Raw genomic sequence first — 15,553 nt, 5'->3', positions numbered from 1 at the left:
TAAGAAACACGCATCACTTTACAAAATATTTTAGAAGTAAACATCTTCAATATTTTCAAAAGCATCAGCTAAAGGCTTATATAAAGCATTTCCCACAGAACTATCTTGGTCTACATAGTACCAAACTCTGCGAATTATTGCTACCAACAAGCTGTTTTCTTCCGTATCATTATCGATAGCATCAGCATCTTCTCCTGCTCTAATAGCAGCAAGCTTTTTAGCACTGTTGTCCGCCCAAGCAGAATCGACAAAATAACCATGAAAAGGAACACCACCGCGAATCAAACGCCCTACTGCTTGAATAATCCTACCTAATGTAGTTGCGGCTATATCGTAGCGCGGAAAAGAACATAAATCCTCATTATCTCGCAGAGTTTTATAATAAGAGCGTTGTTCGATCGAGCGCCAATAAGTATTTGCTGTTTTTCGCAATAATTCCGCACGATGGGCAATGCCGTCTCCCTGTTGCCAAGCAATAAAGTCTTCCTTCTCCAACCACTGATAAGCGCGTCGATTCATCTCTTGAGCGATCGCCTGGGTATCATTAGGATGGGGATAAGGACGAGTCAGAAAGTAAACTGCACCAAAAGCTGCTTTACCGTTACGATTCAAGATATTAAACCCACGTCCGATAGAAGTTGTAGGAGCAACGAGTATTTTACCTCGATTGTGTCCGAATATTTCGATATCGGGTCTTTTTAACTCTCCTGGTTGCGATTTACCATCTTTTGTCGGTTCTAATTCATCATTCACTAGATGGTTGATTTGCAGGCGCATGCTGGGACAATAGCTGCGCATCTCATCAGCTACCCATTTAGCCTGTTCGTAAGAATTGACCAATACTAAAATGCGATCGCGATCGTGCCACAGTTCGGGATTAGTTTCGCCTAATTCTTGCAGTTTTTGCAATTCTTCTATCAAATGATTGCTACCGCTATCTGTAACTAGAGATTTAGCAATTTGGGTAAATTTAGCATTGGGTTGCTTTTTATTACTCAAACTACCAGAAACCCGAATCGGTTTATTTCGATGGTCAAACTGCGGAATAAACTTAAACTCACTTTGCTTAATAGCCTCTTGTGCGCTTGCTTCGGGCATCAATATCCCTTGAGAATCGCCCACATGAAAGGTAGTTGATTCTGGTAAATAGGATGTTCCTGAAAGTGCTAAAACATTTGGGCCTCGTTGCCCGTCAAAATCGGTTAACAAGCGGTGATAGTTGAGTACGTAATCTCGCCCAATATTGGTATAAGCAAATAAGCTCAAAGTATTGCTATTTTTGCGAGAATAGTAAGTACCAAATTGTCTCCCTGTTACTGGTAAGGGCAGAATATTCGTCATTGCACTTGGCATTCGCCGGTGGGGAGAGGTTTCGCGAATATTATCAGGTCGATTTTGCCATTCATAAAATACTATCTTGGTATGGCGATCTAATAAGGTGATAGTGAGAGAAAACTGCAAGCGAGTAGCCAAAGTCTCCAGAGTATCTATATCTTCCTCTTCTGTTAGATATGGATATAAATCTTTGGCATTTGGCTGATTTCTGAGATTGTTTAATTCTGTCATTAATCGGTTTAATTGGCTTTGGGTGTCAGGAAAACAAGAGATAATCCAGTTGCGACAATCATCAAAAATATCTTCATCAATGGCACTTTCTCCTGTGTTATTAATTCGCTGTACAATCTCTAATAATCTTGTTGTAGCGAGATTTGAACTATTGCGCGTTATTACGGGATCGTCTTTAAGAAAATCATCAAAATAATCCATGATAGATTGTATATCTCGATCGTTAATTCTTAGTTGTTCTTCCGATCTCGGATAAGAATCAAACTCTTCTAAGCCCGCCAAACGACGCGCTAGCTTGTAAAAAAGAACATGAGGCGTAAAATACCCCTGTTGAACCCATTTTTGCAGAACTTCTTGCCCTAGTTCATCACTTAAAAGTGTTAATGTAGTGTTGATTGCTGTTTGAGCATTTCTTTGTACCGCACTCCATCTCAATTTCACAGGCGATCGCACTACATTCGCTCGATTTGATAGTTCCGTTTTCACCCCAATCTCGTCAAAAACACCGTTTCTACTCCGATATGTCAGAGTTACTTGTTCCGCATAAACTTTATCAAACCACTCAATAATAGTATCTACTTCATCAAACACTAAAATATCCGACTGTTCGTAAACTAATTCACCCATTTTAATCGGACGTAATTCATAGTGATAAGGCATTCCTCCATATGCCATTGCGCCAGGAGTAGTAATCCAGACTCGCGCTTTTGGCATATCTCGATATACTTGTTGTGACGGACAGCGATCGAATAAAGGACAAAAATAAGCTTTGCCAGTGGCTGTTTTTGTCTTGTCCTCGGGTGCTTTTCTGAGACTGTGACAGGGTTCTGATCCCGGTTTGAGCGGTTTGCCGTTTAAAATATTATTGCGATCGATTTGAGAAATTCCTGCCTGTAAAGGACAGATAACACTCAACCAACGTTCGCCCCAGTGGGGTTGTCCTCTTTCAAAATGTGCTAGATAATCATCAGAATCAGAAAAGCCTTGTAAATGTTTATCTCGCTGAGTGGGACCTAAAATTGGCACAGCTACAGGATCGTCTGTTTCTGGATCGTCACAAAACCACCAATTAATTTGATTCGCTATTTTAATAGCTGATTGAGTATCGCCGACAACTATAGTAATTCGACGCTTTGGATGGTTCCTAATTACATCACTAGATAACAGCAAGGATAAAGTAGATTTTCCTGCAGCTACCATCCCCGGAACGTGAGTAAACCCGTCTATGTTTAAAGTATGTGCGGGTTCTTGTTCGACAATATTTCCAGCTAAAACTTTGTGATAGTTAAGTTTGTTGAAACGTTTTACCCAATTTCCTTTAGCGGTATTTTGCCAAGAATACTGTTGTGCTAACGCTTCTTCTCTATTATCTAAAAAGATAGCTTCAGCTTCTAAATCGGCAAGATTAACAGCAACAGGGGATCGCTCTCGTACTCCATTAAACCAGGGTAAAGGATAAGTAGTTCCAACTTGTGCTTGAGTAAACTTAACCTGCAGCCTTACAGTTTCTTCTTTTGTCTCGGACTCAAATTGATAATATGTACCAGCTTGTACTCGATCGCGTTCTCTTCTGCGATAGTTTAATGTGGCAGTCAAACAACTTTCGCAAATACATTGATTTGCTTGTTGTTGCAGATTTTTAGCACCACAGATCGTTTGATTATCTAAATCTTGAAGGTCGAAGTCATAATTGCGCCAATCTTCTGGAATCCTTCTTTTATAATCTCGCAAAGCATTCAGCCAGTTAAAACGAGCCGAAAAAGGTACAATTTGTCTGACATTTGCGATCGCCCTTCTATCTTCTGCCCTTAAATTTTGTAACTCAGGATATTTGATAAACATCCCGCTTAAAATTGCCCAGACTGCGGTAACTGGTTCGTCATCTAAACCGAGTTTTTCCATCAAAGCGAAGCCTAGTTCGACTTGCAAGAGCAATCTTGATTCTCTGACACCCAGTTCTTGTAAATCTGCGATGCGCTTTGTAAAACCAGCAGGCGGTTCAAATAAAGTGTTGCTAGGCATTTAAATAGTTCCTCCTTTTTGTAATTCGGCAATTTTGTCATTTACGCGGATTTTAAAACTTTTTTCACTTACAAGATGAGTCGCATTTGGTAGCTGTTTCGCTGCTTGTCGGAGAATTTCTAAGTAATCTGGATAGTTTGCTATGCAGCGATCGCTAATTACATAAAAACTCTCATCATAACGCAAACTTCCCTCGCTATATAAAGGCTTGATATTTTTCGCGAGTTTATAAGGATCGCGCACATCTTTAATATCGATCGCCCATACTGTACCATCACTGAAACGCAATTGTAAATCGTAACGATCCAAACCAGGATATAATTTGACTTGCTGCAAACAGTCTGGATGTTTTTCTGTTAATTCTGCTAAAGCCGAATACAAATTAAGTTCGGGAATCCCAGGAAAACAAACTCGTTGATGAATGCCATCTTTAATCCGAAGTAAACCTGTTTCCCACTCCACCTGATGGACGTAAGACTGGTCTTTATGATGATTTCCGCACAAACGAGGTTTTATGCCTTTCAATTTTCCGTGTTTTTCAGTTAACACACCACAGCGATCGCAATACCAATATGTTTGATTCTCCTGACATTCTTCGTATAACTCTCCAACTTCTTCGGTAGAAATATGCTTGGTACGCATAAAAATCTTACGAATCTGACTGGGAGTAGTGTAGGGATTTTCAATCAGAAAACGACGCAATGGCAAATATTCCTGCTGCGCTATTTCCGAATCGATGTCGTTATAAACATCTCGCAGTTTATCTAAAGTTGTTGTGAATTTTGAATTATCGAGCGCTAGTTGTTTCACACTGGCGCTGGCGTATTCAGGGATTCCTCCTTTCCCCAATAATACTTCAGCCACATAATCATTAGCCTCTTCGCTGAGACTCCCTTCATCCATCAAACCAAAATCGCGATCGAATTTTTCGGGAATGAAATGACTCGGACACCAATCTTTTACGGGGTGTTCCAATAACTTCAAAAAACCATTCATGGTTTTGGGAAAAGGAATACTTTTCTTCATTTCCAGAGCTAAAGCATTCATTGCGTGGCGCAGCAAATCTGGACAAGGATATTTTTTGTCTTGATCGAGATATTCTTTTGACCCAATTACTAGATAGTCAAAGACTTCTGTTTTCTTGCTAGTAACCATCAAAGCAATCCTTTGTAAAGTGAACAAAATTGATAAGGTGGGATGTGCCTCCTCTTACTATTGATATCGCTAAAAAATAAATTGCGCGTACACATTACCTTGGTGGTGCATAAAGCTACTTTGTGGCTGAATAAAATCCTCTAGCCATTTTTTGCCAACGCAAATACGGCCTTTGAGGGTGCAAGATTTTGGGCTAACCCGATTTTCGATCGCCGCTTTTTAATTTCTGCACCGCTAAGTACACATTACTTAACAGCCACCGCTTCTTACAAGCGATACAATCGTTTCACCAAGCATACACGACTCTCACCTGCCGTGTCAAGAGAGAAACGAAAATATCTTTGGTGAAACAACAATGGCAAATTATTTAGACATAGAAAAATTGGCTAGCCTAGTCCGCAACAAGCGTCTCAATCGCGGATTGCGGGAAGTAGCCAAGGAAATAGGCAACGTTAGCCCTTCTACTATCTCGCGAGTCGAAAACGGCAAGACTCCAGACATGGAAACTTTTTTAGCTTTATGCGATTGGTTGGGAGTACCGCCAGCAGAACTAATTAAAAATACCGAAGATGAAGAAGCTGTCAATACTCCTGAAGCTATTGCTATTCAGTTACGGGCTGACAAAAATCTCGATCCTGCGATCGCGAGTGCTTTAGCATCTTTAGTTAAAGCGGCATATAAAGACTTATCTCAACATCAAAATGAGGGGAAATAATTTATAGTGGGATTAATAACTAGCTTGTCAACAGAGAACAGGCAGAGATTAGAAGCGATCGCAACAGACCAACGCCATCAGTTAGGTTTTAAAGCCTACCAACCATTACCAGCAGAAGTCTTAGCAACATATTTTCAAGCAAAAATTTTCACTGCTGAAACACTACCTAATACCGAACCCGAACAAGTAAAAATCTTATGCGATAGTGGCAATTGGTCTGCTGCAGTAATTATCCATGAAAAAAATCAACTTTGGATCTTGCATAATTCTCGTCATGCACCTACCAGACAAGAATCTAACTTGATGCACGAATTCGCCCATGTCATTCTTAAACATAAGACGGTTGGTTTCGATCCTAAAACAGGACTTCCCCAACGCCGACCACAAGACGAAGACGAAGCAGTATATTTAGGAGGATGTTTGCAAATTCCCAGACGTGGCTTATTGTGGGCTGTTCAGAAAAAGATGACCGTTGCTCAAATTGCCTTACATTTTAATGCTAGTGAGGAGATGGTGAATTTTCGTATTAATGTGAGCGGTATCGATATAGTTTAATTAACTTTTACAATGGGCGATCGAGCGGGTTAAAATTTAAGGGTAACACTAAAATAGGCTTATGCAAATAAAATGGCTGAGGAATGGTTGTCTAGTTTTTGAATATAATAGATTCTACACCAACTACCACGATTCGGCTTTCGCCGACGCTAAGCGATGTCTACCGAAACATTAGTTAACTGGCTCGAATCGAGCACCGAATTAGGCATATTATCCCGCGAGATTTTACAGGCGATCGCCGGTGAAATGGAGATGTCAACTTTTCCCCTTGGATTTCGAGTGGTAATCGAAGATACACCAGTCACTAATCTCTATATCCTAGAACGAGGACAAGCCGATCGCTATCGCCGCAAACAACCGGGATTAATGTGGGCGAGTAGTTTGTTGCCGGGGGCGATCGTCAATTTATCGGCCCTCCAGCGATCGCAACCTGCGGATAGTCGAATTATTGCTCGGACAGAGTGTCAATTTTGGGTAATTAGTGCCGATCGCTGGCGTGGTTTGCTAAAAAGATATCCACGCATTACCGAAGCCTACGCTCAACGCTTGGCAGCGAAATTAGAACAGTTAGAAGCAGAAATCGCCTACGAACGCGAGCGTCAAAATGCCCTCCGCAGCTATCTAGTACCTAGGGCGAGACGGGGAGTCATTGGCAATAGTCGTTATGCAGTGAAATTGCGCCAACAAATTCGCACGGCATCGAGTGACAGCCGATCGGTATTAATCTCTGGCGAACCTGGTTTAGAAAAGGATAATTTAGCTGCTTTAATTCATTTCGGTTCCCATCGCCGCAACGAGCCAATTATTCAGATTAAAAGTGCTTTACTTCAGAGCAATGGAGCGGAATTATTCGGGCGGTTGGGCGGCAAACCGGGGCTGTTGGAATGGTTGGGAGAAGGGACGTTAATTTTAAATGACGCGCAAGAATTACCCGCTCAATTATGCCCCGAAATTCAGCAATTATTAACCGAGGGAACCTATACGCCAGTTGTCAAGGAAGGACAAATACCGCGACCACCGCGTTCTAGTAATGCCCGGATAATTTTAATCTCAGAAATTGTGCAGCCCAAGCTAGATAAGCTGACACAACACAAGATTAAAGTCCCATCCTTGCGGGTGCGAAAAACAGATTTAGAGGCACAAGTCAACTATTATCTCAATATCATTGGTCGCAAAAAGAAATTAGTCAAGCCCCAAGTTACACCGGAAGCAATTCGCCGCTTACAAGCCTACGATTTTCCAGGTAATTTGCAGGAATTGCAGGGAATGGTCGATCGCGCCTTAGTTCAAGCACAGGGGAGTCAGGTATTAACGGAAGAAGTGTTTTGGGCCCAGGCGGCGAAAAAACAAAAGTTTCGGCTGAATTTATTAAATATTTATCCAAAATTTCGGCAATTTTTACGGAGCGATTGGTATCCCGATCGCGTGAATTATTGGTTTACCACCTGGGTGTTTGCATTGGTGGTAATTATCCTGTTTGTTGCTCCCCAAGATCGACAACATAATTTTGCCCTAAATATCTTTTGGGCGTGGTGGTGGCCGTTAATTTTATTATTATTCCCCATCATCGGGCGATTGTGGTGTGCTTTTTGCCCTTTTATGATTTATGGGGAAATCGTCCAAAAACTATCGCTAAAAATTTTCCCTCGAACTCTCAATAAATGGCCGCGCCAACAAGCCGAAAAATGGGGTGGCTGGCTTCTATTTGGACTATTTACTCTGATATTTCTATGGGAAGAGTTGTGGAATTTAGAAAATACCGCCTATTTATCCAGTTGTTTGTTGTTGCTCATCACCGCCGGAGCGGTAATTTTTTCCCTAATCTTCGAGCGGCGATTTTGGTGTCGTTATTTATGCCCGATCGGGGGAATGAATGGATTATTTGCTAAACTCTCAATTATCGAACTTCGCGCCCAACAAGGAACCTGCGCGGCGGAATGCAGCACCTACCAATGTTACAAAGGCGGCCCCGGCTTGGGGGAAGGATTAACTACTAATGGCTGTCCGATTTATTCCCATCCCGCCCAATTAACCGATAATAAAGATTGCGTGTTGTGCATGACTTGCTTGAAAGCTTGTCCGCATCGATCAGTAGAATTAAATCTGCGCCCTCCCGGCATCGAATTATGGACTACCCACGTTCCTCACAGTTATGAAGTTGCCCTGTTATTTCTATTATTAGGCGGTATTTATCTGCATCGCTTGCCGGAAATAAATAGTTTGTTGGGGCTGGGCATCAATTTAGAGGAATTTTTACCTCATTTAGGACTTTCGCTCGCGGTGTTAATTATCCCGCCGATGATTCCCCTAATTGCCTACGCAATCATGCAGGCAATTTATCGATTGGGACAAGCCGAAACCATGCCATTTACAACCTACAAACCCCTCTCATTTGTCTCTCTCGCCTACGGTTATTTACCCTTAGTCTGGGGCGGTAGTTTGGCTCATTATTGGCGATTGGGTTTGCAGGAAGGCGGGCGTGTGATTCCCGTAACTTTTGCCACTTTCGGACAAATTAGAGACGATTTACCCAGTTTTGTTGGCGATCCAGCAGTGATTAGTTTCTTGCAAGGTTTCACTTTGATTGTATCATTATTAGTCACAATATTGGTGACTCAAAAAATTGCCAAGCGCTCGATTAAATCTTTAATTCCACAGCATTTAGCGAGTTTGTGCCTGATGGTAAGTTTGTGGTATGCGATCGTGGGAAACTGAGAGTGAGTATGCGCGATATATTACTTTGAGTTTTAATTTTTTACTCGCTCTGACCAATTTAAGAGCAGGCTTCTTGCTGACAGGTACAGCAAAACACCATTACAAAGATGCCAGAGGAAATGAGTACCAGTTGAAAAGAAAGGGCAAATTGCCCGATCGAGGGTACGGAATGCAAGGGCTAATAGGAATACACCTGTTGCTGCTAATAGAATGAAGGGTTCACGCTTTTGCTGTCGATAGTGATACAGTCCTAGTCCGAGCAAAACCAAAAATGCAGGAGCATACGAAAGAGAACCATTGAGAATATTTGTAAATTGCTTGCTAAAGTCGCTAACAAAAAAGAATGCTGCAAGTAATACTCCTGCATATCCTTGATTCATCCTAACTACCCGACGACTGTACAGCCATATAAAACAAAGCTGAAAGACCAGAATAGGAATCACATCTAGTAAATTTGCCCATCGCGTTGCAAATGTATGAAACAGGAAACTTCCGATACCAATACTGGTGGTTAAAGCAATCAGTATCCAAATACCAGGTGATATTTTGTGGTGTCGCCGAGCTAATTGCCAAATAGCCCATGCTGCAATAATGAAAGACACATTGGAAATAGCATTCAGTGGCTCGCTCCATAAACCAGGAATGAGGCGCTCACAGTAAAGGTAGATATAATCATTCATAGCTCTACCATTGATTTTTTGTAGGTAACTTATAATTGTGTCGCAGATGCGGTACAATACACTATCTAATCTAGAATACCGCAAGTCGCTGATGTATGTAAGCCCCTTCTTACTCCCCTTCATGATTTTAAACTCAACTAAACCTGTATAAGTGAGACAGGTGCATGGGAGATAGTATAAAAATTTATTTATACATTAGAATTCACAAAAAGTTTGTCAAAAACACTTAATTAAAGCCAAAAATCAATCAATAAATTATGATCGAATCATCAATCAAACCTGCCATAATTACCAAAGTTATCCCCGACAGCATCTGCGCGGAAATGGGATTTGAACCCGGAGACTCAATCGTCGCCGTCAACGGCCAAAAACCCCGCGACTTAATCGACTATCAATTCCTGTGCGCCGATGAATTTCTCGAACTAGAAGTTTTAGATGCCAAAGGCAAAACTCACAAGTTAGAAATAGAAAAAGAGTATGACGAAGATTTGGGAGTGGAATTTGAAACTGCTCTTTTTGATGGACTAATTCAGTGCAACAACCGCTGCCCTTTTTGCTTTATCGACCAGCAGCCTCCAGGAAAGCGCGAAACTTTGTATCTCAAAGATGATGACTACCGCCTCAGCTTTCTTTATGGTAGCTATCTCACTCTCACAAATCTGACTCAAAAAGAGTGGGACAGAATCGAACAAATGCGGCTTTCTCCTCTTTATGTTTCCGTGCACGCTACCGAACCGGAAGTGCGAATTAGACTGTTAAAAAATCTCCGGGCTGGCCAGATTTTAGAGCAAATCAAATGGTTTCAAGAACGCCGCTTGCAAATTCACGCTCAAGTAGTTGTTTGTCCCGGTATTAATGACGGCGAACATTTAGAACGCACTTTGTTAGATTTGGCAAATTTTCATACTGGAAGTATTCCCGCTGTAGCATCGGTGGCTGTAGTGCCGGTGGGTTTAACTCGCTTTCGCCCTGCCGAAGATGAACTGATCGCAGTAACTGCGGAAAAAGCGCGAGAAGTAATCGAGCAAGTGCAGAAAATTCAAGGGCTTTTGAGTACAGGAAAAGGCGGCCGAAAAGCTAAAAAGCAGAATTCAAAATCGCGGTGCATTTGGCTGGCTGACGAGTGGTTTTTAATAGCTGGTTTAGATTTGCCGTTGGCTGCAGATTACGAAGATTATCCACAAATCGGTAACGGTGTGGGTTCAATTCGGCAGTTTATCCAGCAGTTTGAAACGGCTTTCGAGAAGCTGCAACCGATGCCAGTCGAGCCTGCGCGCAAGTTAGTTTGGGTGGTGGGGAATGCTGTCGAAAAAGCTTTTGAGCCGATCGTACAACAACTAAACCAAATTCCCGGTTTGTCCGTCAACATGGCAGCACTGTGCAGCCACTACTGGGGACAAACTATCACTGTTACGGGTTTGCTCACCGGGCAAGATTTACTCGAAGCTTTGCAGGGGCGAGACTTGGGAGATGGTATCCTGCTGCCGTCGGTGATGCTAAAACAAGGGGAACCGCGTTTTCTAGACGACATGACCCTCGAACAGCTCGCCAGCTCGCTGAAAACCCGGATTTTGCCGGTGAACGGAGTAGAGGAACTAATCTCGGCGGCGATCGGTCTGGCAACTGCTGAGGTTGAATTCTAAATTTAGAATCGAACATTCAAAAGCTAAGATGAGTAGGGTAATTCTGACTTGTAACTCGAGAGTTCAGGCTACAAACTAGAAACTTGAAGCCAAATCTTGCTCTAAAATTGTCTCTAGAATTGCAGACTAATTAAAAAATTATGCGTGTTTTTCATCAAATCGTGGTAGTCGGAGTGGGCGCTGCAATTACTTTGGGCAACGCCGCACAGAGTGCTTCAGCACAGCCTCCGGCTCAATCTCAGGACAGTTTGGCCCGCTTCAATCAGCTCGAATTAGGGCCCAATATTCGATCGGCCTCGAACACAGCGGCAGAATCAGCATCACAGGCCGAACAGTCGATCGCCCTTAATCCTCAAACCTCCGAGTCTCAGCAGCAAGGGGGAGTCAAGATCGCATCAACTCGAACCCAGCCCGAGCAAGCATCAAAGCCTCAACAGGCTGCTCCGGCTTCCCCATCAACTCTGTCTCAGGGCGGTTCCACACCACTAAGAGGTTTGGAACCGAAAGACGCTCAGCAGCCTTCCCCGAACCCTCCCAACAATGTTCCTGTGCCCAGTTCCCCGGTACCCATTCTCCGGGGCACTCCGAACGAAAGTTTCCCCCCTGTCCCTCCGAGGGGCATTTTAGACACCAAGCCTCCGACTTCCCTGGAACCCAACCCGAATCCGCTGCTGTTTCCGACAAACCCGGAGGATGTCAGGATCGAGCAAACTGAGTCAATTACCTTGCAGCAGGCGATCGACCTCGCGCGCCGCAACAGCCAAGTTTTGCAAATCGCCGGACAGCAAGTGGAACAAAGCAGAGCAGCTTTGCGCGAACAGCAAGCTGCTCTTTATCCAGACCTGAATTTTCAAATGGACGCCAGCCGTTCTGTGACTGCCGGCGGAGAACTTGGAATCCGGGCTGGGCAGCGCCGCCTCAACGCTCTGGCTAACCGAACCGGGCAGCCCGCCGAGCAAGCCGGCACAAATTTCGGCAACAACAGTCTCAACAGCACTTTGCAGTTGAGCTATGACATAGATTTGTTCGGAAGGCGACGGGCTAACATCCGCGCGGCAGAGGAACAGTTGCGCCTTCGGGAACTCGATGTGGAACGCCAAGCCGAGGAACTCCGCTTCGACACTGCTGAGGCTTACTACACCTTGCAAAACGCGGACGGACAAGTTGCCATCCGCCAAGCTTCGGTCAGAAATGCCCAGCAAAGTTTGCGGGATGCCGAAGCCCTGGAACGGGCAGGGGTAGGAACCCGGTTTGCTGTGTTGCAGGCTCAGGCAAATTTGGCTAACGAAGTGCAACAACTGTCTGTAGCCCGTCGCGATCAGCGGGTTGCCCAGCGGCGACTGGCTGAGATTTTGAATATCAGCCAGTCGGCGAACTTGACGGCGGCTGATCCGGTAGAGCAAGCGGGCTCTTGGAGGCTGTCTTTGGAAGAGAGTATCGTGCAGGCTTTTAAGAATCGCCCCGAGTTGGAACAGCAGTTGGTGCAGAGGGATATCAGCAAGCAGCAGAGGCGATCGATTCAGGCGGGGCGTTTGCCTCAACTGAGTGTTGGGGGTAGTTACAACGTGCTGGGACAAGACCCTGATAACCCCGATCCGTATACCGCTCGCGGCTGGGCCGATGGTTATTCGATCCGGGCGAGTCTGACTTGGAGTATCTTCGATGGGGGCGCGGCGAACGCGAGGGTAAAACAGCGGGATGCTGATATTGAGATCGCCGAAAGTCGATTTGACCAACTCCGCAATCAGGTGCGCCGGGAAGTGGAACAAGCTTATTTTGGCTTAGAGTCGAGTTTTGAGAATATCGAAACTTCTGAGGCGGGGGTTTTGCAGTCAAGGGAAGCTCTGCGTCTGGCGAGACTGCGGTTTCAAGCTGGTGTGGGTACTCAGACCGATGTGATTCAGGCGGAAACTGATTTGACTAGGGCTGAGAGAAACCGATTGTCGGCAATTGTCACCTACAACCTGGGACTTTCGTCTCTTCAGCGGGCTGTAAGCAATCTGCCCACTAATAACCTCTCGGATGCTCCTTGAGATTGGGTTGGGGGGAGCTTTAATTACCAGATCAATTGGACATCCAGTATTAAACGTCCGACACATTAGTTAATATTTTGTAATAGAGTTCCATGTCAACTGCGTTAAGGGATCGGCAATGGCCAATATCAAGTTTGTGAAGGAAAATCAGGAAGTCATCGCAGCAGACGGAGCCAATTTGAGGCTCAAAGCTCTAGAAAACCGCATCGATTTGTACACATTTTCGGGAAAGATGATGAATTGCGGGGGCATCGGTCAATGTGGCACCTGCATTGTGGAAATTGTCGAGGGTAGTGAAAATCTGTCGCCCCGCACTGACTTTGAGAATCGCAAGCTCAAGAAGAAGCCCGAAAACTATCGGTTGGCTTGTCAAGCTATGGTCAATGGCCAGGTGAGCGTGAAGACTAAACCGTGACTCTCAGAAGGCAGAAGGTTGATTAACAGAAAGAAAATGCAGAATGCAAAAATTGTGTTTTTTTTCCTATTTCACTGTATAATCACTCTTTTTGCTCGCCTAGGAAAAGAAACTTGGTTTCTAGGACAAATAAGAGATGGGGCAGCGAGGCATCCAAGCAGAAAGAGGGTTTCGACGCTTGTCGGTAAGCTCTTCTTCTGTCTTCGAGTTTGCCTTTTGCCTTTGAGTGATATCCTAGTTGTGTGTGTTTTTCTATTTTCCGATAGAGGCGAGCGTCTTCATGGAAGTTAACGATTTAGGGTTTGTGGCAACCATTCTGTTTGTATTGGTTCCCAGTGTTTTTCTAATCATTCTGTACATTCAAACTGCTAGCCGTCAAGGTAGAAAAGATTAGCAACTGCTGCTATTTCTATCTGGCTTTGCTGCTTGCAAAAAAAAGCGCCAACAGCTTTTTGCTGAGGCGCTTTTTTTGTTAACTGTTGAGTGTTAGCTGCTAACTCTTAACGATGAGATTCTAGCCGACTGTGCGGGCTAGCAAGACGGGACAGTTGGCATAAACTCGCACGTAGTCTGATAGCGAATTTCCCAGGAGTCGATCGATATCCACAAAGTTTTTGGCAACGCTGGGTCGCCGATCCGGGGAACCGATTACCAACAAGTCGGCATTCAACTCGTCTGCAATCCGACAAATTTCTTCCCCAGGCTTGCCTGTAGCACTCACGCAGCGGTAGCTAACTCCCATTTGTTTGGTTAGTGCTACTGCTGGGGCCAATACAGCGTCTTTTTCAGCACTTGTTGTTAAATCTGTGCTGGATTTTCCCGTCAAATCTTTGGTGACGTGTACTAAAATTATCTCTCCGCCACTGACTTCTTTGACCAAAGATAGCGCAAGCTCTAATGACTGTTTGGCAGCTTCTGATTTGTCTACCGCCACCATGACGCGCTTGATTTTTTTGACGTAGATGTCGTCTTTTACTAACAACATCGGTCGGGATGTTAGCTGGAAAACGTACTGGCTGACTGAGTTTTCCAAAATCGATTGCAGCCGTCCGAGTCCGCGGGAACCCATAATTACTAAGTCGGATTGTTCTTCTTCTGCGACTTGGCAAACTGTGGTTTTCGGGTCTCCCTGTTTGAGCCGGGGGTTGACTTTGCTGGGATCTATTTTCAAAGACTGGACTGCTTGTGCTAAAATCTTGCCTCCTTCTTCCAGTTTCTCGGCCATGCCCTCGGAGGTTACTTGGGGCGGCACGACGTGCAAGACGGTGACAGAGGTTTGTTGCAAAGAAGGGATGTCCATCAACATATTAAACATCTCTTCGCACAAGCCGCGACCGGCGACGGCTACTAAAATTTTTTCTATCATGGTTTTGGCGGTAAAAACAGTTGAGTTTTCTTGTGCGACGTTAAACTAGGCCGTTGGTACTCTAGTTCGTTAATGTTAAGCATAGACCTGAAGTTTGTCTTATGATTTGTAGAAATGTAGCGTTTTGGAACGATTTGTAAAGTGTTAGAGAACGATCGAACTCAACCAGAGCTCGCACCGGCTGGTGCTATTCAAAATCGGCGTGGGATAGACTCTGATGGCTGGTTTGAATATTTGGTGCGAGTTTACCCTCACCATACTGACTACAGCGGTGTGGTTTGGCACGGGACTTATATTGCTTGGATGGAGGAAGCGAGGGTGGAAAGTTTGCGCTCTCTTGGCATCGAGTATGCGGATTGGGTGGCGCAGGGTTTGGAATTGCCCGTGGTGGAACTTTCGCTGCGCTACCACCGGGCTGTACAAATGGGTCAATCTGTGGCAGTCAGAACGCGGATGGCTGCTACCGAGGGTGTGCGGCTGCTTTGGGATTACGAAATTCGATCGGCTGATACTCAGGAGTTATATGTGACAGCACAGGTAACTTTAGTTGGTGTCGATCGCGACAAGAACAAGATTATCCGGCAATTGCCGCCGGCGCTAAAGGAGGCTTTGACAAGGCTTTCTGTTAAACCTTCAACCTAAGCTGCTGTTAACTATAAAAAATAGTTTTTGCAGCCCTAGTAAGTAG

General features: G+C 44.4%; 12 protein-coding genes. 8 read left to right on the top strand and 4 right to left on the bottom strand.

The window, feature by feature from the left end; translation table 11 throughout:
- Positions 1-30: 30 nt before the first annotated feature.
- Both QUA10_RS16440 and QUA10_RS16435 read right to left on the bottom strand, forming a co-directional pair.
- Complete coding sequence (locus QUA10_RS16440) at positions 31-3,588, bottom strand: pPIWI_RE_Z domain-containing protein (RefSeq protein ID WP_333083515.1); 3,558 nt, start codon at positions 3,586-3,588, stop codon at positions 31-33.
- Positions 3,589-4,743: a restriction endonuclease-related protein gene (locus tag QUA10_RS16435; RefSeq protein WP_333083513.1), complete on the bottom strand. Its 1,155-nt coding sequence runs from the start codon at positions 4,741-4,743 to the stop codon at positions 3,589-3,591.
- A gap of 355 nt (positions 4,744-5,098) precedes the next feature.
- Here QUA10_RS16435 and QUA10_RS16430 point away from each other — a divergent pair, with 355 nt between their 5' ends.
- The 3 genes from QUA10_RS16430 (at position 5,099) to QUA10_RS16420 (ending at position 8,728) form a co-directional block, all read left to right on the top strand.
- Positions 5,099-5,458 (top strand): helix-turn-helix domain-containing protein, encoded by a 360-nt coding sequence (locus tag QUA10_RS16430; protein WP_333083512.1) that lies wholly within the window; start codon positions 5,099-5,101, stop codon positions 5,456-5,458.
- Between the two features lie 24 nt (positions 5,459-5,482).
- Positions 5,483-6,013, top strand: coding sequence for an ImmA/IrrE family metallo-endopeptidase (locus QUA10_RS16425; RefSeq protein WP_333086309.1), 531 nt, complete (start codon positions 5,483-5,485; stop codon positions 6,011-6,013).
- A gap of 156 nt (positions 6,014-6,169) precedes the next feature.
- Positions 6,170-8,728 carry a sigma 54-interacting transcriptional regulator gene (locus QUA10_RS16420; protein ID WP_333083510.1) on the top strand — a complete coding sequence of 853 codons (2,559 nt, stop codon included), beginning with the start codon at positions 6,170-6,172 and terminating at the stop codon, positions 8,726-8,728.
- Between the two features lie 32 nt (positions 8,729-8,760).
- Here the strand turns inward: QUA10_RS16420 and QUA10_RS16415 are convergent, their stop codons facing one another.
- A complete protein-coding gene (locus QUA10_RS16415) occupies positions 8,761-9,408 on the bottom strand; it encodes a ceramidase domain-containing protein (protein ID WP_333083509.1) in 648 nt (215 codons plus the stop codon).
- Positions 9,409-9,665: 257 nt separating this feature from the next.
- Here QUA10_RS16415 and QUA10_RS16410 point away from each other — a divergent pair, with 257 nt between their 5' ends.
- The 4 genes from QUA10_RS16410 to psbM all read left to right on the top strand — a co-directional run bounded on the left by QUA10_RS16410 (position 9,666) and on the right by psbM (position 13,893).
- Positions 9,666-11,051 (top strand): TIGR03279 family radical SAM protein, encoded by a 1,386-nt coding sequence (locus tag QUA10_RS16410; protein ID WP_333083508.1) that lies wholly within the window; start codon positions 9,666-9,668, stop codon positions 11,049-11,051.
- A 140-nt stretch (positions 11,052-11,191) separates the two neighbouring features.
- A complete protein-coding gene (locus tag QUA10_RS16405) occupies positions 11,192-13,084 on the top strand; it encodes a TolC family protein (RefSeq protein ID WP_333083507.1) in 1,893 nt (630 codons plus the stop codon).
- A 118-nt stretch (positions 13,085-13,202) separates the two neighbouring features.
- Entirely contained in the window at positions 13,203-13,499 is a 297-nt protein-coding gene (locus tag QUA10_RS16400) for a 2Fe-2S iron-sulfur cluster-binding protein (RefSeq protein WP_333083505.1), read from the top strand.
- A gap of 280 nt (positions 13,500-13,779) precedes the next feature.
- On the top strand, positions 13,780-13,893 hold the full coding sequence (psbM, locus tag QUA10_RS16395) for a photosystem II reaction center protein PsbM (protein WP_015177760.1): 114 nt from the start codon (positions 13,780-13,782) through the stop codon (positions 13,891-13,893).
- Between the two features lie 120 nt (positions 13,894-14,013).
- Here the strand turns inward: psbM and QUA10_RS16390 are convergent, their stop codons facing one another.
- Positions 14,014-14,865, bottom strand: a complete 852-nt coding sequence (locus QUA10_RS16390) for a universal stress protein (protein WP_333083504.1) — start codon at positions 14,863-14,865, stop codon at positions 14,014-14,016.
- Positions 14,866-15,006: 141 nt separating this feature from the next.
- Between QUA10_RS16390 and QUA10_RS16385 the strand changes: the two genes are divergently transcribed.
- Positions 15,007-15,507, top strand: coding sequence for a thioesterase family protein (locus tag QUA10_RS16385; protein ID WP_333083502.1), 501 nt, complete (start codon positions 15,007-15,009; stop codon positions 15,505-15,507).
- Positions 15,508-15,553: the final 46 nt, after the last annotated feature.

Source organism: Microcoleus sp. Pol8_D6, assembly GCF_036700965.1.
In the GTDB taxonomy this organism is placed as follows: Bacteria; Cyanobacteriota; Cyanobacteriia; order Cyanobacteriales; family Microcoleaceae; genus Microcoleus.
The sequence above is the reverse complement of the archived record's forward strand: the minus strand, read 5'-3'. Positions and strand labels throughout refer to the sequence as shown.